Genomic DNA, 17,174 nt, shown 5'->3' with positions numbered 1-17,174 from the left:
GTGTCGGGCGAAGGCGACCACCGCTGGAAATGGAGCGGCGGTCACACGGAGTCCACCAATCATGATCCTCACCGTTGACGCGGTGAGGGAATCCGACGTGTGCGTCACGATGGGTTGCGGCGACACCTTCACCAGCAAGCGTTACCTGACTGGAAGCTGGATGACCCCGCCGACCAGGGCTTCGAGGCCATATGTCCCATCCGCGACCAGATCAAGACGATGGTCGTGGACCTGATCACCGGGATCGCGCCAGCGAAACCAGAGGCCACAGCGTAAGCGCCTTACGCGCGGCAACGACCGGATCGGTTGCGCAAGTGCAAGCCGACAACGGCGGCTCTTACCAGTGTGGTTCGGGGTGCGGACCCACGATGCCTTCCGGAACACATACAGCACACATGAGGCCGAGAAGCGCTGCGAACACGCGAGAACCGACAAAGCGTGTTTCCGCAGCTCAACCGCTCTTCTTCGGTAGTTTGCGCAGGTCACAGCCCCACCCAGGGAAAACTCCTAAGAAAGTGCTCAGGCGGGTGTCGCAGATTCGAACGAATCATCAAAGTGCCTGATCAGGCGCCCCTCCGACGTTCGAACGGAGGGGCGCTTTCATGATCACAGTCCACATGGAGTCCACAATCCCCCCTCCGCGCCCCTCGCCCCCCTCGCCACGACCCGCGTCCGGGCCGCTACACTGATGCCGGCGCAGCCGCCCGCCTCAGTAGCTCAGGGGATAGAGCGACGCTCTCCTAAAGCGTAAGTCGCAGGTTCGAATCCTGCCTGGGGCACCATGCGATGCCTCAGGGCATCGGAATGGCCCCGAACCCACGACTGGATTCGGGGCCATCGTCGTTATGGACCAGGGCGGCCAGCGGGTTGGTGGTCGCGACTGGGGCCGATGGTCAGCGAGCCGCAGCCGGTCGAGCAGAAGCCCGCCGAGTGGGACCGGCCGGCACTGGCGAAGGGCCGCAGTCGGCACGGGAAGCCGTCCCCCCGGAGGAACGCGACGTCGGATGCTCGTGTGATCGTTGTGGCGGGAGCGGCGGTCAAGTAGACAGGCGTTCGACGCACTGTGCACGAGGGGGAGAGCACGCCCGACCGGAAGTCGCCTCGGATGCCGCGTACGACGAGGCGACGGCGGCGGTGAGGGAGTTCCAGTTGATGCTGGCCCGGTTCTGCGACCTCGCCTCCCGCAGCGCGAGCGCTGAGCCTCCGGACGGGCCGCGGCGCCCCCGCCTGCGGCCGGACTCGGGCATACGGGATGCGTCGTGAGCGAGGGCTGGACGATCCTCGGCGTCATCCTCGCCGTGGTTGTCGCGTTCATCGGCAGGGCGTTCGTGCAGAGCGTGAAGGAGGGTATCCGGAGGGACCTGATCGCGCTCGGTGACATCCAACCGACTGCCGAGATGATAGCGACGCTCAGCAGCACCGCGACGCACGGCTTCGCGCCGCCGCTCGCGGAGGGCCGGCGGTATCCGTACGGCTGGTTGTGGTGGCGCGCATGGATCGGCGCAGACGGGCAGGCCGAACGTGACATGGGGTGGGCGTTGACGTATCGGCGCGCGCGGAAGGCCGCAGGGCTGCCGGTGGACTGGCGGTCGACCGGGAGTGAGTTCGTTATCGCCCCCGGCCGAACCGGGCTGTCCCCCGCGACGCTTGACGATCGGACCAACGCGAGCCGCGGTCAATGGCGTTGAACCTGCTCCCACTGCCGGTCCGACAGCAGTGAGGGTAGGGACTGACAGGGCGGCCCGGCCTCGGCGGGGGTGAGGCGCAGCCCGTCGCGTTCGCGGGCACAGGCACTGACCTTCTCCTCGAATGCGTCACGGGCCAGACATGGGAGGAGGCCCAGGCTGGGGCCAATGTCAGTGCACGCCCGTACCGTTGGCGTCATGACTACCCCCTCCCGACCGTGCGGCCCGGCGCGCCCTTACCTGCGCCGGACGAGGTGAACGCGGAGATCCGCCGCCTCATGAAGGAGCCCGTCGGCGCCCGGCGGACCGAGGAGTACATCCGTCTCCTCACGCTGTGGACGGAGGCAGCCCGCTCCTCGGCCGCGTGGACGAAGGCAGCCTGACGCATTGAGACCCCGCCGACTGGGGGAGATCGGCGGGGGTCCCCTGGTGTGGCAGTGATCTTCCTTCGGGACGTGTTTCGGCGAAATGAGCCGGACCGTGAAGCCGGCGAGCAGAGAAGCCCGCCCACCGGGCCAGGTCGGTCGAGTGGGAACGATCGCTCGGTCGAGAACCGGTACTGCTCGCCCGCGTCCGGGGTGGTGTCCTGCTCCTCCAGCGCGCAGCCGCACACGTTGCTGTGGTGCCTCCAGCACAGCGGCTCGGGGTCCGGCTTCGGGTAGTCCGGAACCCGCTTGGTGTACTTGGGGCCGTCTTCATCACTGATCAGTTCGACTGCCACGGGAAGCTCCTTTCGGGGTGCCGATCAAACGATGTCCGCCGCCCAGGCGGAGCACGGGCTGTATGGGCGGTGGCCGAAGAGGACGAGCTGTTGGTGTGGACGCGGGACGACAGCTGGAAGGTGAAGCGGCTGCGCAGCGACACGCGGGTGACAGTCACCCCGTGCGATGTGCGCGGCCGGATCGCAGAGGGCGCGCGGACCGTCGAGGGCACCGCCCGGTTCCTGGAGGGCGCCGCCGGGCTCGGCCGCGTCCGTATGGCGATGGCCGGCAAATACGGGCTGCGGTTCCGGCTGATGGACACGGGAGGCGCGCTGCTGCGCCGGGGGCGGCGGCCGCATGTGGGGATCTCCGTGACTTTGTGACCGGGGCGTTTTGCGACCGGAGCGCCTTGCGGTCGTGGCGCCTTGTGACCGGATTGCCTTGCGGTCGTGGCGCCTTGTGGCCGGATCGCCTTGTAACCGGGCGTGCTGTGACCGGCCGTCATCCGGGGCACCCCGCCACTCCGCGCGCACGCTGTCACCCTGCGCACGTCACCTCGTGCACGCCGCCACCTTCTCAACGGCACCGGGGCGGCGTCGGACTTCAGCTCCCCGTTGCCGCCCACCGCCAGTCCGCCGCGAAGGCGCGCGCCGGGTTGGCGGTCAGAATCCGTGTCACCAGATCCTTGCCCAGGGCGTGTGCGAGCCGTGGGCCCAGGCGGCGCAGAAGGTGCGGCATACCGGGGCCGCCGTTCACCGACCGCGCACCGGCCGCGGTGGTGTCGCCGCCGAGCAGGATCCGGTCGCCGTGTCCCGCATCGGCGAGCGCGGCCAGCGCGTCGGGCAGCCGCCAGTCCGTCGCGTGATGGGCGCGGGACGGCCCGTCGAAGGCCAGATACGCGCCCGCCTCGGCGGCCAGCCGGTGCACGGTCAGGTCCGGCGAACGGTTGAGGTGCCCGAGGATCACCCGGCCTGGTGGGATGCCCAACTCCCCGCAGAGCAGGTCGAGGACGTCCAGGGCCCCGGTGCCCAGCTCCAGGTGGACGCCGATGACGGCGCCGGTGGCATGGTGCGCCTCGGCGGCCGCGGCCATGGTGTGCCGGGCATGCCCGTCCAGGCTGTGGAAACCCCCGGCGACCTTGATCATCCCAGCCCGGGGCCCGCCGCTGCCGCCGATCCCCTCGGTCAGCTCGGCCACGAACAGCCCGGCAAGATCCGCGTGGACCCGCTCCAGCGCCTCGGGAGCGTAGTGCGCGGCCTGGTGCAGGCCGGTAGCGGTGACGATCCCTATCCCGGACTCCCGTGCCAGCCGGGGCAGTTCGGCGATGCCGCGGCCCATGCCGTAGGGCGTCCACTGGACCACCGCCGCGCCGCCGGCCGCGCGGAACGCGGCCAGCTCGGCGGCCGCGGGCCCGGCCTCGTCGAGCTCCTGGCCCGGGAGTTGGGGGCTGCGGAGGAACAGATGGTCGTGTGCGTCGCAGATGCCGAGGTCGGCGGGGGCGATATCGCCGAGGACGGTACGGATGGCGGGGCCGGTGGGATGGGTGGCGGGGCCGGATGCTCCGATGGCGGATCCGGGGGCGCCGATGGCAGGGCCGGACGTACTGATGGCGGGGCCGGGGGTGCCGACGGCGGGGGCGGCTGTCACCACTGCCGTCCTGCGCCCAGCCGGTGGGCTCCCGGGGCGGACAGATGCAGCACCTGATAGCGGTCGCCCGCCTCGGACTCGGGAACGGCATCGGCCCAGAGAGTGAAGTGGACGAGTTCCCAGTGCCGCGGGTCGAGGGCCAGCGTGGTGGAGTGCACCCCGTCTGTCGTGGCCAACTCCTCGTGCGCGGTGAGCGCGTGAGCGATGACGGCGGCCGGGTCGGCGCTGTCGGGGAGCGTTTCCGTCCGCCGGGAGAAGGCCCGGGGGACGCCACTGGAGGCCGGGCCCGGCCGGTGGAACAGGCCCTGCCAGTGCTGGATGGCCGGCCGCCCGAAATCGCGGATCACGCCTCGGAATCCATCGCCGGTGAGGAAGCGGTTCATGGCTTCCGGATCGGCCCAGAGGTAGAAGGGCGCGTACTGATTGACCGGCGAGCCGTCGACCCCGCGCTCGCGGATGCCGTACGCCTTGAGGCCGAGCCCTTCGAAATCGTCCAGGAGATGCCCCTTGGACTTCACACGGTTCCGGATGATCTCCATGTCGTAGTCGGCGGGCAGGGGGATCGCGTATTGCATGGCGTGCATGGTGGGCTCCGTGGGAGGGGAAGGGCTGGTGCGGTGCTCGTTACGTGCCGGGGTACTCCTCCGCGCCGACCAACTCCTCCCACTCGGTCGTGGTGCCGTCGGCGGCGGCCTCGACCGTGGCCAGGTGGGTCATGAAGGTGTCCGGCGCCGCGCCGTGCCAGTGCCGCTCACCTGGCGCGATCCAGACCGTGTCTCCGGCGTGTATCGGCTCGACGGCGCCGCCCGCGCGCTGCACCAGTCCGGCACCCTCGGTGACATGCAGGATCTGGCCGTGTGGATGCGTATGCCGGGCAGTGTGCGCGCCGGGGGCGAAATGGACGCTGAACATCCGGAGGCGGGAGGGCGAGGGCGGCGCGGCGATCTCGTCGAGCCATACGGTGCCGGTGAAGTGGGCCGCGGGGCCCGCCTGGCTCGCGGGGCGTTCCCGGGTGATGTGCATGCGGGCGTGAACTCCTCTAATTGCGCGGTGTCTTCGGGAGCCCCGAGTGGTCGGGTGAATGGCTGGCGATCGGCCGGGTGATGGTCAGTCGGTGCCATCTGGGGCAGGCGCGGCATCCGGGGCGGGCGGGGTCGACCTACCGGGCGCGGCATCCGGGGTGGGCGCGGTCGACGTACCGTGCGAGGTTGACGCACCGGGCGCGTGCCACGTCGCACCGGGCGCGGTGGACGTACCGGACGCGGCCTGCGCCGCCAGCAGCGACAGCGCCCCGCGTACCGCCGCGTCGAACGGCGCGGTGTCATCGGCCGCGCGGGCGAGCACATAGCCGCCCTGGACGACCGCGGCGACGGTCGCGGCGGTGGCCTCCGGATCCAGCGCCGGAGCCAGTTCGCCGCGCCGCTGCCCCTCGGCGAGCACCTCGGTGATCCGGCCCTGGAGCCACCCGAACATCTCGTCCAGCGGCCGCCGCAGCTCCGGGCTCTGTACGACATCGCGATCCTGCGTCATCCGGCCGATGGGGCAGCCGCGCAACACCCGCCGCTCACGCAGGAGATAGGCCGCGACCCGGTCGTACGCCGTCCCCGGGCCGGACAGACAGGTCTCCGCGGTCTCCTTCATGCTCTCCGCGGTGCGCCGGATCGCCGCCAGCGCGAGATCCGACTTGCCCGCGAAGTGGTGGTACATGCTGCCCTGGCCGACGCCCGCGCGCTCCAGGATCGCCTTGGGGCTGGTGCCGACGTATCCCCGCTCCCACAGGAGCTCCTGGGTGCTCTCGACGAGTCGTTCCTGAGTGCTCATAAGGGCACCGTACATACTAGTAGTTACAGAGATCAAGCGCGGTGCGCCACGGAAGGTCAGGGCGATCCACGGGCTAGGCGGCCACGACCCGGCAAGCGCGACCCGGCGGCAAGCCCCGGCCCCGCCGGCCGTCCGTCCTGGAGGAGCACTTCGGCCCCGGCCTCAAGGGGGCGGCCTGACCGCCACCGGGGCGATCCCCCGCCGGATCGCCACCGGGGCGATCCCCCGCCATCGAGTGGCACAAGGATCTGCTCCACCGCACAGCGCCGGCCCCGGACACCCAGGGGGTCCAGGCGTCTCGGGGCGCCGTTGTCCACACCGAGCTCAGCGAACAGCCTGGTTGAGGGGACGCCGTCGCCTAGCGCTGGGGCCGGACACAGCGCATGGGGAGGCCCCGCCGACCAGGGGAGGAGGTCGACGGGGCCCGGTGGGAAGCCCGCCCCCGGCGTCGTGGGGCAGGCTTCCTGCCATGAGGTCGGCGGCGGCGCCGTCGCCGGGTCGGGTGGCTCGGGCAGGTCGGGTGTGCCGTGCTCGTCCGGCTCCGGGCAGAGTCGGACGGGGCGCCGGTTCGCAAGGTCGACGGCGTCCCGCAGGGGAGCCGCCGCTGTTCGGGGAGAGCTCGTCCTCGACGCGCCCGAGACGATCTTCGATGGCGCTCACGCATGCCATGGCTCCGGGGGCCCGGACGCCCTCGGGCGCTCCTCCTCACCGGCCCAGTCGTCCGTGAACTCCTCGGCCCGGCGGGCGAGGCGTAGCGTCCCTCGCAGGCCCCGCCAGACGACGGCGGTGACGCCGGCCAGGAGGGTGATCGCACCGCCCCAGACCGGCGCCGTGTCGAGAGCCGGGATGCCGGTCGCCCCCACGCCCAGCCTCCGGTCGGGTGCCGTTCGAGCCGTCCGAGGTGCGTGGGGATGTGCTTCGCCTTCCAACCGGCCGCGAAGGTGACGAGCGTCGGGACGATCGCGAGGACGAACGGGCTCAGGGCGTCCGGCATCCATCTCCAGCAGCCGGGCGTTGTCCTGTACCGCGGCGAGGAGGCCGAGGAGATTGGTCGATCCGAGGTAGGCGGTGGCGGACGAGGCGGTCACCTTCTGCTCAACGGGCTTGTTCGCCATGTCAGGGTCGTTGTAGGTGGGTTGATTCCGGACACTCGTAGGATCGGGAGGGCCTGGGACGCTGGGTGTGGCTCGTGAGTGTCCTTTCGGTCAGTCGATTGCGTCGAAACCGTGCTTGTTGCCGAGGGAGGTGAGGGAGTCCCAGCCGGGATGCCGTCCGCGGGCTGGCCCGGTTTCCGGCCGTGGAGGCCGCAACGCTCCTGCCAGTGGCTCGTTGCCGTGAGGGTCGTCGTGCCGAAGTGGCCGTCGAGGTACGTCTTGGCCAGCAGGCCCTCGTCGACGAGGGCGGCTTCATACGTCTTGTTGCCCCTGTAGGTGACGGGCTGGCCCTTCGCCGGCGGATTGCTGCGCGCCGCGGCGATGAGCCGGGACAGGGAGACTTCGGCCGGAAGGGGTTCGGGAGCGCGCGGGGCTTGCGCTGGCCGAGGCGGGAGGCGATCCGGTCCCTCATGTCCGGCATCGTGAAGCCCTTGGGGTCGATCTTCCCGGGCTTCCACTCCAGGTGTCCGATGACGGAGCGGGCGCCCCAGTGGTGGACGCGGCAGACCGCCGCGCTCACGCGCTCGATCGCGTCCAACTGGGCCTGGGAGCCGTCGCTCCTCACGGGTGTGCGATCTTCGTGGTCTGGATCAGCGTGCCGTCGAGGCACACGAACGGCCAGTCCTCGGTTTTGGCTCGCTCCAGCACCTCGGGCAGCGTGGGTGCGTGGGCGGCGATCACGTCGATCGCCTCGCGCAGGTAACAGTAGGCCGTCAGCGATCGAGATGCCGGCGTCGGCGGCCAGCACGCGCAACCTGGTGCCTCCCTTGAACCACCGCGGCGACCAAGATGGCTTGCACGCGCGCCGTGGCGGCCCGCTGCCGCGGTCGGGAACCGGTCCGGCACGATGCCTGGCCAGCCATCGACACAGGGTCATCAGGGTTTCTGCGGGCACGTCGAGGCTGGCATGATGGGTGATCAACGCGGGGTCCTTGGGCGGGAACAGGCGGTCTTGGTCGACTCCGCCCCTTCCCTGCCAGGACCCGCACCCAGCAGCGACACACCGCGAACCCGCAGGTCAGGCCGCTGATTCGTCGCCGCCGGCACCAAGTCCGCCAACCCGCCTACCCACCGACACCGGTGGCATCTCGCGCTCAGAGGGAGCATTTTGAAGTTCGGGCTTGAGAATCTCATCGACGAGGGATCGGTTGTTCATGTTGAGGAGAGCCGAGCGTTCGCTGCTGCTAAACAGACGGCAGGTGGTCAGCAGGGGCCGACCAACTATGAAGAGCTGAAAGAGGCCCGTAGCAGCCTGCCTGCCAGACCCGCTGACTCGCGCGCCGTCGAGCGCATTGCCCGTGCTGGCAAGGGGCAGGTCCCGGTGAGAGTCACACGACCCAGCTCTGGCGGATCTCGGGCCACCTACCTCGACATTCACGGCGGGGGCTTCTACATGGACTCGGCAATCCGAAGCGACGCCCGTAATGCTCGTCTGGCCGATGCGCTGGGGGTCACTGTGGTGAGCGTCGAGTATCGGCTGGCGCCCGAGCACCCCTGGCCGGCCGCGCCCGACGACTGCGAGACGGCTGCCCTCTGGCTGATAGAGGAAGGCCGCAACGTGTTCGGCACGGAGCGGATGTTGATCGGTGGCGCGTCAGCCGGAGCCACGCTGGCCACGACGACGCTGCTTCGGCTGCGGGACCGGGACCTCGTCCACCCGGTCGTCGGCGCCGTGTTGCAGTTCGGCGCATACGACCTCAGCGGGCAGTCTCCTGGTGGTCGGCTGTATGCCGACGAATGGTTCATCCAGGCGTACGCCGGGCACGTGCCAGATCGAACTGATGCTGACGTATCTCCCCTCTATGGAAACCTTCGTGGCCTGCCGCCGACCCTGCTGGTTGTCGGCACGCTGGACATCTTGCTAGAGGACAACCTCGCTTTCGCAGCCCGGTTGTCTGCAGCTGGCAACGACGTTGATCTCCGAGTTTTCCCGGAGTCGATGCACGGCTTCACCTCACACCCCACCTCCATGGCCACGGCCGCTCTGGACAGGGTTGAGATGTGGCTCGCGAGCCGACTGGACGAGCACCAAGCACCGGCCGGGACAGGCGGCGAGCGTGCCGAGATCGATGCCCAGCTTCCACGCCCCTCACCACCAAATGGGGCGAGAATGCCTCACTGAAGCAAACGCAAGCCGCCCTCTACCCACTGTGGTGCAGAGGGCGGCGCGTCGTGTAATCCAGCCTCCCGTGGGGAGAATCGGCCGCCTCGCGTGTTGTCACCAGGACAGGACAGCGCGGCGGGCTCCACCACCCGGCGAGGCGGTCAGGTGGACAGCGATGCCCGGCCCGGCCGGGGCCCGGCTCGGCACGAGCGTCCACGCCCGCACCGTCACCGCCTCCGGGGTCGCGTCCTCAAGTACCGCCAGGAGCAGCCCGTCCCCCTCAACGAGCGCGGTGACGACGGGCGGTGCGTCCAGCGGGGCCGGAAGCGTCCACGTGGCGCGGCTGTCCTCCCCGGTGACGACCACGGCGGCCCGCACCCCGCCCGGCGGCTCAGCCTGGCCTACCTCGACGACGGGCTCCGCCTCGGGCGCGGGACGCCGACGGCGCCGGTTCGGCATGGTGCGCGTATGGCGGTCCAACTCCTTGAGCACGTCGACCATGGATTGTCGACGCTGCGCCGTGCGGCGGATCCTCGACGGGCCATGGGTCACACCCCTGACGGGAACAACTGCACGGCCACGCTCTCGCCGTCGCCGTCCTCCGCGACTTTGAGCCCCTGGGTCTTGAGGGAGTGAACGATGGTGCGGCATGTCGTGGTCGCGGTGACGCCACCGGGTAGCGAGGTTGGTGCCGTCGCCGACGACGTGGAGCCCGGCCGGGAAGTCGGGGTCGGTCAGCGCACCGACCCGGGCACAGTGCTCCTCCGGCATGAGCAGGATTGTGGAGCCGACGGCGGTGTAGTCCAGGCCGGTCTCCGCCAGGTCGCGCAGGTGGTCACCGGTCTGCCCGACGTCCTGTTGGTACTCGCGGTCGCCGCGGATCCGGGTGGGGGCGACGACTTCGACCGTGTGGCCCGGGTCGTCGGGCTCGAAGCCGTCGGCTATCAGCCATGCCGCGATCTGTGCGAGGTCGGTTGCCTGGAGACGGATGTCCTCGTGCGGGGGGGGCGCCGGTCGAGCCAGCTCCTGTCGGCGTCGGCCCGCCCCAAAACCAGCGGCGTCCTGGTCGAGACTACCGACCCCGAAGTTGCCTACGGCTCTCGGCTGTTCGTGCAGCCCAGGGTGCTCGTACTACATCGGCAGATCAGTGACTGTTGATCTTTTTGTGTCGCCGAGCGGTCATGCCGGCTGATGTGACGGGGGAACAAGTCGCTTCTTGGTCAGAGGAGTCAGCAGCCCTTCTGGACGGGCTCGGGCATCCGTTTGCGCGCCCGAAGCCGCGAGAGGTGTCCGCGGTTCTGATGGAAGGGCTGCCGCCGCTCCACGCACCACAAGCCGCTCGTCGGCTTGGACCAGTACCAGGGCCGCAAGTGGCCCCTGGCACCGCGGCGTCGCCTGCACGATGCTTGCCCGCACCTTCCTCGCCGCCCAGGGCGCCCGCCACCACATCGCCGGGACCCGAACTCGGCAAGAGCTGCCCCTGCAGCCCTCGATTGCGGCCTGGGCAACCCGGCATCCCGATCGCGGCCTTCACTCTCGAAGAATGACCGTTTCGCGCGTTCCACCCGGTTTCCCCCTCGGGCTTCTCTCCCTCTCGGGCGCGAAATTACAGCCCCGGCAACAATCCAATAACGGCACTTCGCGTGACTTCCCCGGCACGCCACGCGCACTCCGCAGCGCCCCCAACTCGCCTGCCACAAAAGCCGGAAAGCTGTTTTCTGACACCTTGAAACCTGCGGCCTCATGCGCCGCACATCCGGTCAGCGACTCTCTCCCCCGACGCGACACCCGCCAGCCATTGCCATAAGGGTCACGTATCGTCATGCACCACCCGGGGGCTAACGACCACTTCACGCCCCAGGGCAATGACCATTTCAAGCTTCAACTGAATATCCAATCGGGGAGAATTTAATGAAGACCAAGATGGTTGCCGTCAGCGCTGCCGCACTCGTCGCGGTGGCCGCGGGCGCAGTCCCCTCGCACGCCATTAGCGACACCTCGGGGAAGCGGAAGATCGGGGGCGGCGTGAGCCTTGAGGCGAACAGCTGGGAGTGCAACCTCTGGATGAAGGCATGCGACTGGAAGACCTCCGCCAAGGCGTACAAGGGGTCGGCCAAGAAGTCCATGACGTGGATCAAGAATGAGGCCAAGGTGACCGGCAAGGGCGGCTCGGTCTCCATATCCGCCGGCTCCGCCGGGGTCTCCGGCTCCGGCAGTGCTTCCACGCACTCCTTCACGTGGAAGAACACCAACAAGTGGATCTCGGACCTGTCCGGCCAGGCCCGGTCCGGTTACCTCTCGCTGGTCTGGGGTATCGAGACCTGCTCGTACGCCTCGACCTACCACAAGTCGCTGGGTATCAAGGGCACCGCTTCGGCCTGCGCGGGCTGAACCGACAGGTCACGGGGCCGGGACCGAGCAGTCCCGGCCCCGTGATCGGCCACGCGCAAGAGCCTACGCGGGAGATGTGAATGGGCAGCAAGAAGCTGGGCAACCGACGCCGGACTGTCGTTACCGTCGTTGTTGTCGTGGTACTGATCGCTTTTTTCGTCGGATGGCGTCTGCTGGGGAACGTCATTCCCTTCCCCGGAGGCCACGACACCAAAGGTGATCTCACGGCACAACAACGCCGACTATCTGAGCAGATCGAGGATCTGCGGGGTGACGACGGGCTGTTCGCGGCGTCCCGCGGCACCTCTGGAAAGCCAGGGCTGTACGAATCCGCGTACGGTCTGAGCACCCTACGCGCCATATCCGGCAAGGCCCCGAAGCTGGACATGAAGCCGGAAGCTGTGCGCGCCGCTTTCGCCGACGAGCTGAAGAGGAAACCGCTCACCTCTCGCGTGCGACTCTCTGAGGTCGAGCGCGCCACCGGAGCGAAAATCCACACCGCGGACGACGCCCATACGGTACGGAAAGCACTGCGCGACGGTGGCTATTTCCAGGACTCCGGCGACGAACCCGACGACATCTCCACACGGCTCACCGACACCTCGGCGGCGCTCGACACCCTCGACCAGTTCGGCTCCGAAATCTCCCCCGCCGAAAGGGAAAAGATCTCCCGGTGGCTGCGCGGCGTCGCCCGTGACGTCCCCGCCCGCCCCGTGCAGCTCTACCACATCGCGCATATCGCCAAGGCCGTCGGCATGACTCCGCCCGTCGACATCGAGCGTCAGGCCACCGAGTGGTGGGACAACCGGTCCGGCAAGGGCCAGGCGGACGACGAGCGCCTGATCGAGGCTGCCTACGTCGCACTGCTCGCCGACGAGACGCACCTCGACCTGTCCGACCGCGCCGACGCGCTGCGCCACGTGTTGTCTCCACGCACGAACACGACGAGCGACCCTCAGGTCACCTCGTTGATCGCCCGCGCGTGGCAGATCCTGGACGGAGACGACGAACTGGCGGAGATGGCCCGGCGGACCCGCTCCCACCAGCTTCCCGGCGGGCTGCTGTCATCCGTACAGGAGCGGCACGGTTCGCTGTCCTCCTCCTACGAGGTGATGCGACTGCGGTCGGTAGCCGGCCTGCCGCAGAAGGACCGGACACTGAGCACCGCGCTGGCCGACATGCGGTCGACCGTCCTCGCCAAGTACGACCCGCTGCTGCGCGGCGCCTGGCTGCTGCTGACGCAAAACGCGGGCGGCAAGGTGACGGAACGGGACCGCCGCACCGTGGTGGCCGCGGTCAAGGCCGCCACGCCCCGCACCGTCGACGAGACCAACGTCTTGCAGTGGAGCCGCTTCACCGAGGCCCTGGGGCTCCTGGACGAGAAGGTGCCCGCCGTCACGGTCCACACATGGAAGGCCGACAGCCGTGAGCGCCGCTACGCCCGCGCCCTGCTCATCAACGGCCTGGAACGCGCCCACCAGCTCGACCGGTACCCCGGTAACCGCCCGTCCCCGGACGAGCTGATACACGAGGCCGAAAAGTCGCTGCGCACCGGCACCGTCCGGGAGAGCGCAGAGGCGCTCGACGCCGCCGCGACGCTCGGCTGGGTGCCCGATCCGAAAACGGCCGACCGTCTCATCCCCCTGCTCGAGCAGCGACGCACCTGCCCCGGCGCCGACACCTTCTACCGCGACAGCGCGCAGGACAGCGAGTGCGGCGTCCCCGGCACTCGCGCCGGATACCGCATCTCCGCCCTGCTGGAAGCCGCGGAGCCCAACGACACCCCCACCGACGGCACCTCGTGAGGTCCCCGATGACGACACCCGCCGTACAAGCCCGCGCCGTGTGCCTGAGCCACCGCGGCCCCCGCGGCACCGTCAGCGCCGTACGCGACGCCTCCCTGGAGATCGCCCCGGGCGAGACCGTGGCACTGGCCGGCCGCTCCGGCAGCGGCAAGACCAGCCTGCTGATGGCGCTCGGCCTCCTGACCACCCCGGACTCGGGCACCATCCACATCGCCGGCCAGGACACCTCGGCCCTCAACGACACCGCTGCCTCGGCGCTGCGCCGGGACCGCATCGGATTCGTCTTCCAGTCGTTCAACCTGCTGCCGCAATTCACAGCCCTGGAAAACGTCACCGTGGCACACCGCGGCGGAATGCGAGCCGGTGCCGAAGACGCCCGGAGACTGCTGGAGGGCGTGGGCCTGGGCCACCGGCTGCGCCACCGCCCGCATGAGCTCTCCGCAGGTGAGCAGCAACGCGTGGCCATCGCCCGGGCTCTGGTCAACGGCCCGGGCCTGCTCCTGGCCGACGAGCCCACCGGCAACCTCGACGCCGGCACCGAGAGCGAGGTCCTCGACGTTCTGGCCCGACAGGCCACCGAACAGGGTTGCGCCGTCCTGCTGGTCACGCACAGCTCGGACGTCGCGGCGCGCGCCGATCGCACCCTTCGCATGGCCGACGGCGTGCTGCGCCCCGGAAACCATGAGGCGCCCCAGGAACCCCAGGACGACCCGCACGACCCCTCTCAGGACGATCCGGCACCCGCCTCTCAGGAGACCCACCCGTGAACCAGCTCTACTACGGCTTCCTGAACGCCAGGCGGTTCGCGCGCCGTTCCGGCGCCTCCGTCCTGACCCTGGTCCTGTGCGGCATGATCGCGCTGAGCGCCGCCACCGTCGCGCACGGCGCCGAACTGGCGGCCGAAGAGAGTCTGCAGACCGGTACGAGCCTCCAACAGATCGACCTGGAGGCGCGCAACGACGACTCGCAGATCAAGAAGCTCACTCCGCGCAACTTGTCGGCGGTCTCCGGCCTGCCCCACGTGCGCCAGGTGGAGCCGGTCCTGCAGACGTCCTTCGACAGCGGCGAGGACAACGATCTGCCACCGTTCCTGCTCTATGCCACCTCGGCACGATCCTCCCTGCTACCGCCCCTGACCGGTAAGGCGCGAGAGCGGGTCTTCCCGCTGCGCGGGCACGAGGTGGTCCTGCCCTCCACCGGTGACGGCCAAGACCTGACCGGCCTCCTGGGAAAGACCGTCTCGATCGGCTACACCAAGCGCACCGGGGAGAACGAGGGCACCGGCGCCGCGGACACCGTCACCGTGGTCGGCCTGTACGACCCGTCCTGGCAGATCGACGGCCCGAACGCCGCATACGCGGACAACGCTCTGATCGCGAAATGGGCCGCCGCCCGCGAAGGCATCGACGCCGACCGCTACCTGAGCACCCGTGGCTACGCCAAGGCCACCGTCGTGACCGACCACCCCGACGCCGTCCCCGGCATCCTGGAGAAACTCCACGATCAGCACTTCTTCGCCTACTCGGTGGCAGATCGGGTCCGCGAACTACCCGCCCTGCTGAAGTTTTTCCGCTGGGGCTCCCTGGGCATGCTCGTCCTCCTGACCGCCGCCGCCGCTGTCGCGGGCATCGGCATGGGCAGCACCCTGCTGCGTGAACGCGTCCACGAGATCGGCCTGCTCCGCGCCACGGGCCGCACCCGCCGCGAGGTCTTCACCGCCTTCGCCTCAGAGATCACCGCCACCGGCCTGGCCGCCGGCGCCGCGGCCACCGTCCTCGGCACCATCGCCGGCAGCCTGGGCACCTGGGCCCTCGCCCACCAGGACACCTTCGCAGACCAACTCCCCACCACCCTCACCCTTCCCAGCCCCTGGGTAGCCCTGCTCACCTTCCTCCTCCCCACCACCGCCGTCCTCCTCGGCTCCCTCAAACCCCTCCTCACGGCCACCACCATCGCCCCCACCCACGCACTCCGCGACTGGTGACCCCCGCCCGCACGCCAATTCGGTGTGCGGAGGGGGCACTGCGCGCCTGGCGGCGCCGACCGCGTTCGACAACGCGTTGGCGATCCGGGATCCGATGGAGGAGAGCGCGGAGCCGATCCGTCCGGGCAGCGAGGCGAAGGCCTGGGTGGTCTCCTGGCCAGGATCTGGGTATCGGCCGCAGTTTCCGATCCCTCGAATGCCCGCTCAGCGGTTGTCGGGCCGTCAATCTTCGCGGCCGCGGTCAGAGACGGATGCCGCGCCGCCAGTGGACTCACCCACACGGCATCGCTCCTACAAGATCAGTAGCCCTCAAGAGGCCTGATGTCCGTTTCGTCAGGGCAGGTGGGTAGTTGCTGCAGAGTGCGTGGTTCTTCGGCTCTGTCCGGTGTGTTCAGGTGGCGGCCGTGGTAGCCGCGTCAGGGCAGCGGCAGGCAAGTTCGGGAGAAGGCCGTGGGTACAGCGTTCATGGCCCGCCAGTCGGCGGATGCGGGCAGGGTTCGGGGTTGGGTGTCGGCGCTGCGTACGCGGCGTGTGCGTCAGCGGATGGTCTTCGTGGCTGCGGCGACGGGGGCGGTGCTGGCTCCGGTGGCGCCGGCGCACGCCCTTATCGGCGTGGCAACGCCACGTTCGGCAACAGCTGCGCCAACCAGGGCAGCCCGCAGGCGTCGGGTGCCACGGTTGCCGGCAGCGGAGCCCTGGCCGGGAACACAGGCCAACTACCGCTGGACCTGCCCCGCAACCACTGCGGCAACAGCGGCCTCACCTGCGATACCACGGAAGCCATCAACACCGCTCTCGATGAAGCCGAACACGAGGGGCCGTCAGTCTTGACTCCCCTAATCGTTCCCGTTGTCAACGGCGCGTGATGTCCGTGCTATGGCGCGCTGCGTCCACCGGCAGGAGTGATGAGTGGTGAGGGCACCGGTGCTTGCGGGCCTGTCGGTGGCCGACCCGGCGGTGGGTGAGTGGCTGACGGCGACCGGTCGCTCGGCCGCCGCGCTCCAGGACCTTCACAAGCGAGCGGGTGAGGACAGGCGGTAGCGGGCCACCGCGAACGACAGGCCCTGCGTGCCATCCGACTCGGTCACTGTGCTCCACCGGCAACAACCAGCCCGACCACCGCCCGGCCGGAGGAGTCGAGCCGCTGATCGAAGAAACGGCCGGCGGCCAGCACGGTCGGCTTCTCCGCACGGCAGCCGGGCCGACCGTCGAACTCCTCGGCCGTGGCCTGGAGAGCGGCACACACGCAGCCGAGCACGGCCTCGGTGAGGTCGTGGAGGGCAAGCCGGTTCAGCGGCATCGTCGGGGCTCCTTCACGGCGAGGTCGTGACGCGGGGGGCGGCGGAAGTCCGGGGTGTACGCCGTGCTCGCGGAGGCGAGGCGGTGCGGGTTGACCGTCGCCAGCCGGGCGTCGCAGATCGGGAGCCCGGTCCGGCCCTCGCTGTAGACGACCGTGGGGTCGGCCATCTCCACCTCGAAGCCCTGCCGCGTCACCCGCGACACGTTGCGGTTGACCTTGCAGCCACAGGAGGCGCCGCCGCAGCCCTTGATGTGGTGACAGGTCAGCTCCGATACGGCGGCGACGGCCGTCTCGTCGAGGGGGCAGCCCGGTCCGGTACGTGACCGTGAACGTGCCCGGGGTGCCGGGCGGGGCGGCCATGTCCTGGCATTCCAACCAGCATCCGCCGTCGGTGCGCACCAGCCGGCCGGGGGCGTCCACCCGGTAGTCGCCGATCACGTCGGCGACTGACTCCGGGCGGGTCAGGGTCTCGCCGTCCACATCGACCCGCACGATGTCGCAGACCGGTCCGGGCAGGTACACCTCGCACAGCTCACCGCACGAACAGTCCGCCCGGGAGCCGCAGACCGAGGCATTGCGCCA

At 69.7% G+C, this 17,174-nt stretch carries 17 protein-coding genes, 1 tRNA gene and 2 pseudogenes; 12 read left to right on the top strand and 8 right to left on the bottom strand.

What is annotated here, in order from left to right; translation table 11 throughout:
- Positions 1 to 64 precede the first annotated feature (64 nt).
- From K9S39_RS25760 to K9S39_RS43375, 5 genes and pseudogenes are all read left to right on the top strand, one after another.
- Positions 65 to 276: pseudogene (locus tag K9S39_RS25760) on the top strand (phosphotyrosine protein phosphatase); the annotation flags it as partial.
- A gap of 430 nt (positions 277 to 706) precedes the next feature.
- Positions 707 to 782 (top strand) — tRNA-Arg (locus K9S39_RS25755).
- A 477-nt stretch (positions 783 to 1,259) separates the two neighbouring features.
- On the top strand, positions 1,260 to 1,688 hold the full coding sequence (locus tag K9S39_RS25750; RefSeq protein ID WP_248865682.1) for a hypothetical protein: 429 nt from the start codon (positions 1,260 to 1,262) through the stop codon (positions 1,686 to 1,688).
- Between the two features lie 251 nt (positions 1,689 to 1,939).
- A complete protein-coding gene (locus tag K9S39_RS42160; RefSeq protein WP_283112810.1) occupies positions 1,940 to 2,068 on the top strand; it encodes a hypothetical protein in 129 nt (42 codons plus the stop codon).
- 407 nt (positions 2,069 to 2,475) lie between these two features.
- Positions 2,476 to 2,769 (top strand): PNPOx family protein, encoded by a 294-nt coding sequence (locus K9S39_RS43375; protein WP_248865681.1) that lies wholly within the window; start codon positions 2,476 to 2,478, stop codon positions 2,767 to 2,769.
- 220 nt (positions 2,770 to 2,989) lie between these two features.
- Here the strand turns inward: K9S39_RS43375 and K9S39_RS25740 are convergent, their stop codons facing one another.
- From K9S39_RS25740 to K9S39_RS25720, 5 genes and pseudogenes are all read right to left on the bottom strand, one after another.
- Positions 2,990 to 3,952 carry a phosphotriesterase family protein gene (locus tag K9S39_RS25740; protein WP_248868964.1) on the bottom strand — a complete coding sequence of 321 codons (963 nt, stop codon included), beginning with the start codon at positions 3,950 to 3,952 and terminating at the stop codon, positions 2,990 to 2,992.
- Between the two features lie 77 nt (positions 3,953 to 4,029).
- Entirely contained in the window at positions 4,030 to 4,617 is a 588-nt protein-coding gene (locus K9S39_RS25735) for a DUF4865 family protein (RefSeq protein WP_248865680.1), read from the bottom strand.
- Positions 4,618 to 4,657: 40 nt separating this feature from the next.
- On the bottom strand, positions 4,658 to 5,056 hold the full coding sequence (locus K9S39_RS25730; RefSeq protein ID WP_248865679.1) for a (R)-mandelonitrile lyase: 399 nt from the start codon (positions 5,054 to 5,056) through the stop codon (positions 4,658 to 4,660).
- Positions 5,057 to 5,296: 240 nt separating this feature from the next.
- Positions 5,297 to 5,869, bottom strand: a pseudogene (locus tag K9S39_RS25725) (TetR/AcrR family transcriptional regulator); the annotation flags it as partial.
- A gap of 641 nt (positions 5,870 to 6,510) precedes the next feature.
- On the bottom strand, positions 6,511 to 6,969 hold the full coding sequence (locus K9S39_RS25720; RefSeq protein WP_248865677.1) for a hypothetical protein: 459 nt from the start codon (positions 6,967 to 6,969) through the stop codon (positions 6,511 to 6,513).
- 1,147 nt (positions 6,970 to 8,116) lie between these two features.
- Here K9S39_RS25720 and K9S39_RS25710 point away from each other — a divergent pair.
- The gene (locus K9S39_RS25710; protein ID WP_248865676.1) at positions 8,117 to 9,130 is read left to right on the top strand and encodes an alpha/beta hydrolase; all 1,014 of its coding nucleotides are present in this window, start codon (positions 8,117 to 8,119) and stop codon (positions 9,128 to 9,130) included.
- Between the two features lie 96 nt (positions 9,131 to 9,226).
- Here K9S39_RS25710 and K9S39_RS25705 read toward each other — a convergent pair whose 3' ends face one another.
- Positions 9,227 to 9,613, bottom strand: coding sequence for a hypothetical protein (locus tag K9S39_RS25705; RefSeq protein WP_248865675.1), 387 nt, complete (start codon positions 9,611 to 9,613; stop codon positions 9,227 to 9,229).
- A gap of 138 nt (positions 9,614 to 9,751) precedes the next feature.
- On the opposite strand from K9S39_RS25705, the gene K9S39_RS25700 reads away from it, so the two are divergent.
- From K9S39_RS25700 to K9S39_RS43090, 6 genes are all read left to right on the top strand, one after another.
- Positions 9,752 to 10,270 (top strand): hypothetical protein, encoded by a 519-nt coding sequence (locus tag K9S39_RS25700; protein ID WP_248865674.1) that lies wholly within the window; start codon positions 9,752 to 9,754, stop codon positions 10,268 to 10,270.
- Positions 10,271 to 11,023: 753 nt separating this feature from the next.
- Positions 11,024 to 11,503, top strand: coding sequence for a hypothetical protein (locus K9S39_RS25695; RefSeq protein ID WP_248865673.1), 480 nt, complete (start codon positions 11,024 to 11,026; stop codon positions 11,501 to 11,503).
- Positions 11,504 to 11,583: 80 nt separating this feature from the next.
- Positions 11,584 to 13,308 (top strand): hypothetical protein, encoded by a 1,725-nt coding sequence (locus K9S39_RS25690; RefSeq protein WP_248865672.1) that lies wholly within the window; start codon positions 11,584 to 11,586, stop codon positions 13,306 to 13,308.
- 8 nt (positions 13,309 to 13,316) lie between these two features.
- Entirely contained in the window at positions 13,317 to 14,075 is a 759-nt protein-coding gene (locus K9S39_RS25685; protein ID WP_248865671.1) for an ABC transporter ATP-binding protein, read from the top strand.
- Positions 14,072 to 15,292: an FtsX-like permease family protein gene (locus K9S39_RS25680; protein ID WP_248865670.1), complete on the top strand. Its 1,221-nt coding sequence runs from the start codon at positions 14,072 to 14,074 to the stop codon at positions 15,290 to 15,292. Before K9S39_RS25685 ends, K9S39_RS25680 begins: the two co-directional genes overlap by 4 nt.
- A gap of 395 nt (positions 15,293 to 15,687) precedes the next feature.
- Complete coding sequence (locus K9S39_RS43090; RefSeq protein ID WP_406708161.1) at positions 15,688 to 16,158, top strand: chaplin family protein; 471 nt, start codon at positions 15,688 to 15,690, stop codon at positions 16,156 to 16,158.
- Positions 16,159 to 16,376: 218 nt separating this feature from the next.
- Here the strand turns inward: K9S39_RS43090 and K9S39_RS25675 are convergent, their stop codons facing one another.
- Both K9S39_RS25675 and K9S39_RS25670 read right to left on the bottom strand, forming a co-directional pair.
- A complete protein-coding gene (locus tag K9S39_RS25675; protein ID WP_248865669.1) occupies positions 16,377 to 16,592 on the bottom strand; it encodes a hypothetical protein in 216 nt (71 codons plus the stop codon).
- The gene (locus K9S39_RS25670) at positions 16,583 to 16,786 is read right to left on the bottom strand and encodes a hypothetical protein (protein WP_248865668.1); all 204 of its coding nucleotides are present in this window, start codon (positions 16,784 to 16,786) and stop codon (positions 16,583 to 16,585) included. Before K9S39_RS25670 ends, K9S39_RS25675 begins: the two co-directional genes overlap by 10 nt.
- Positions 16,787 to 17,174: the final 388 nt, after the last annotated feature.

The sequence above is a fragment of the Streptomyces halobius genome, from assembly GCF_023277745.1.
Taxonomy (GTDB): Bacteria; Actinomycetota; Actinomycetes; order Streptomycetales; family Streptomycetaceae; genus Streptomyces; species Streptomyces halobius.
Note: the sequence above shows the minus strand (reverse complement) of the source record. Positions and strands in the feature narration are given on the sequence as shown.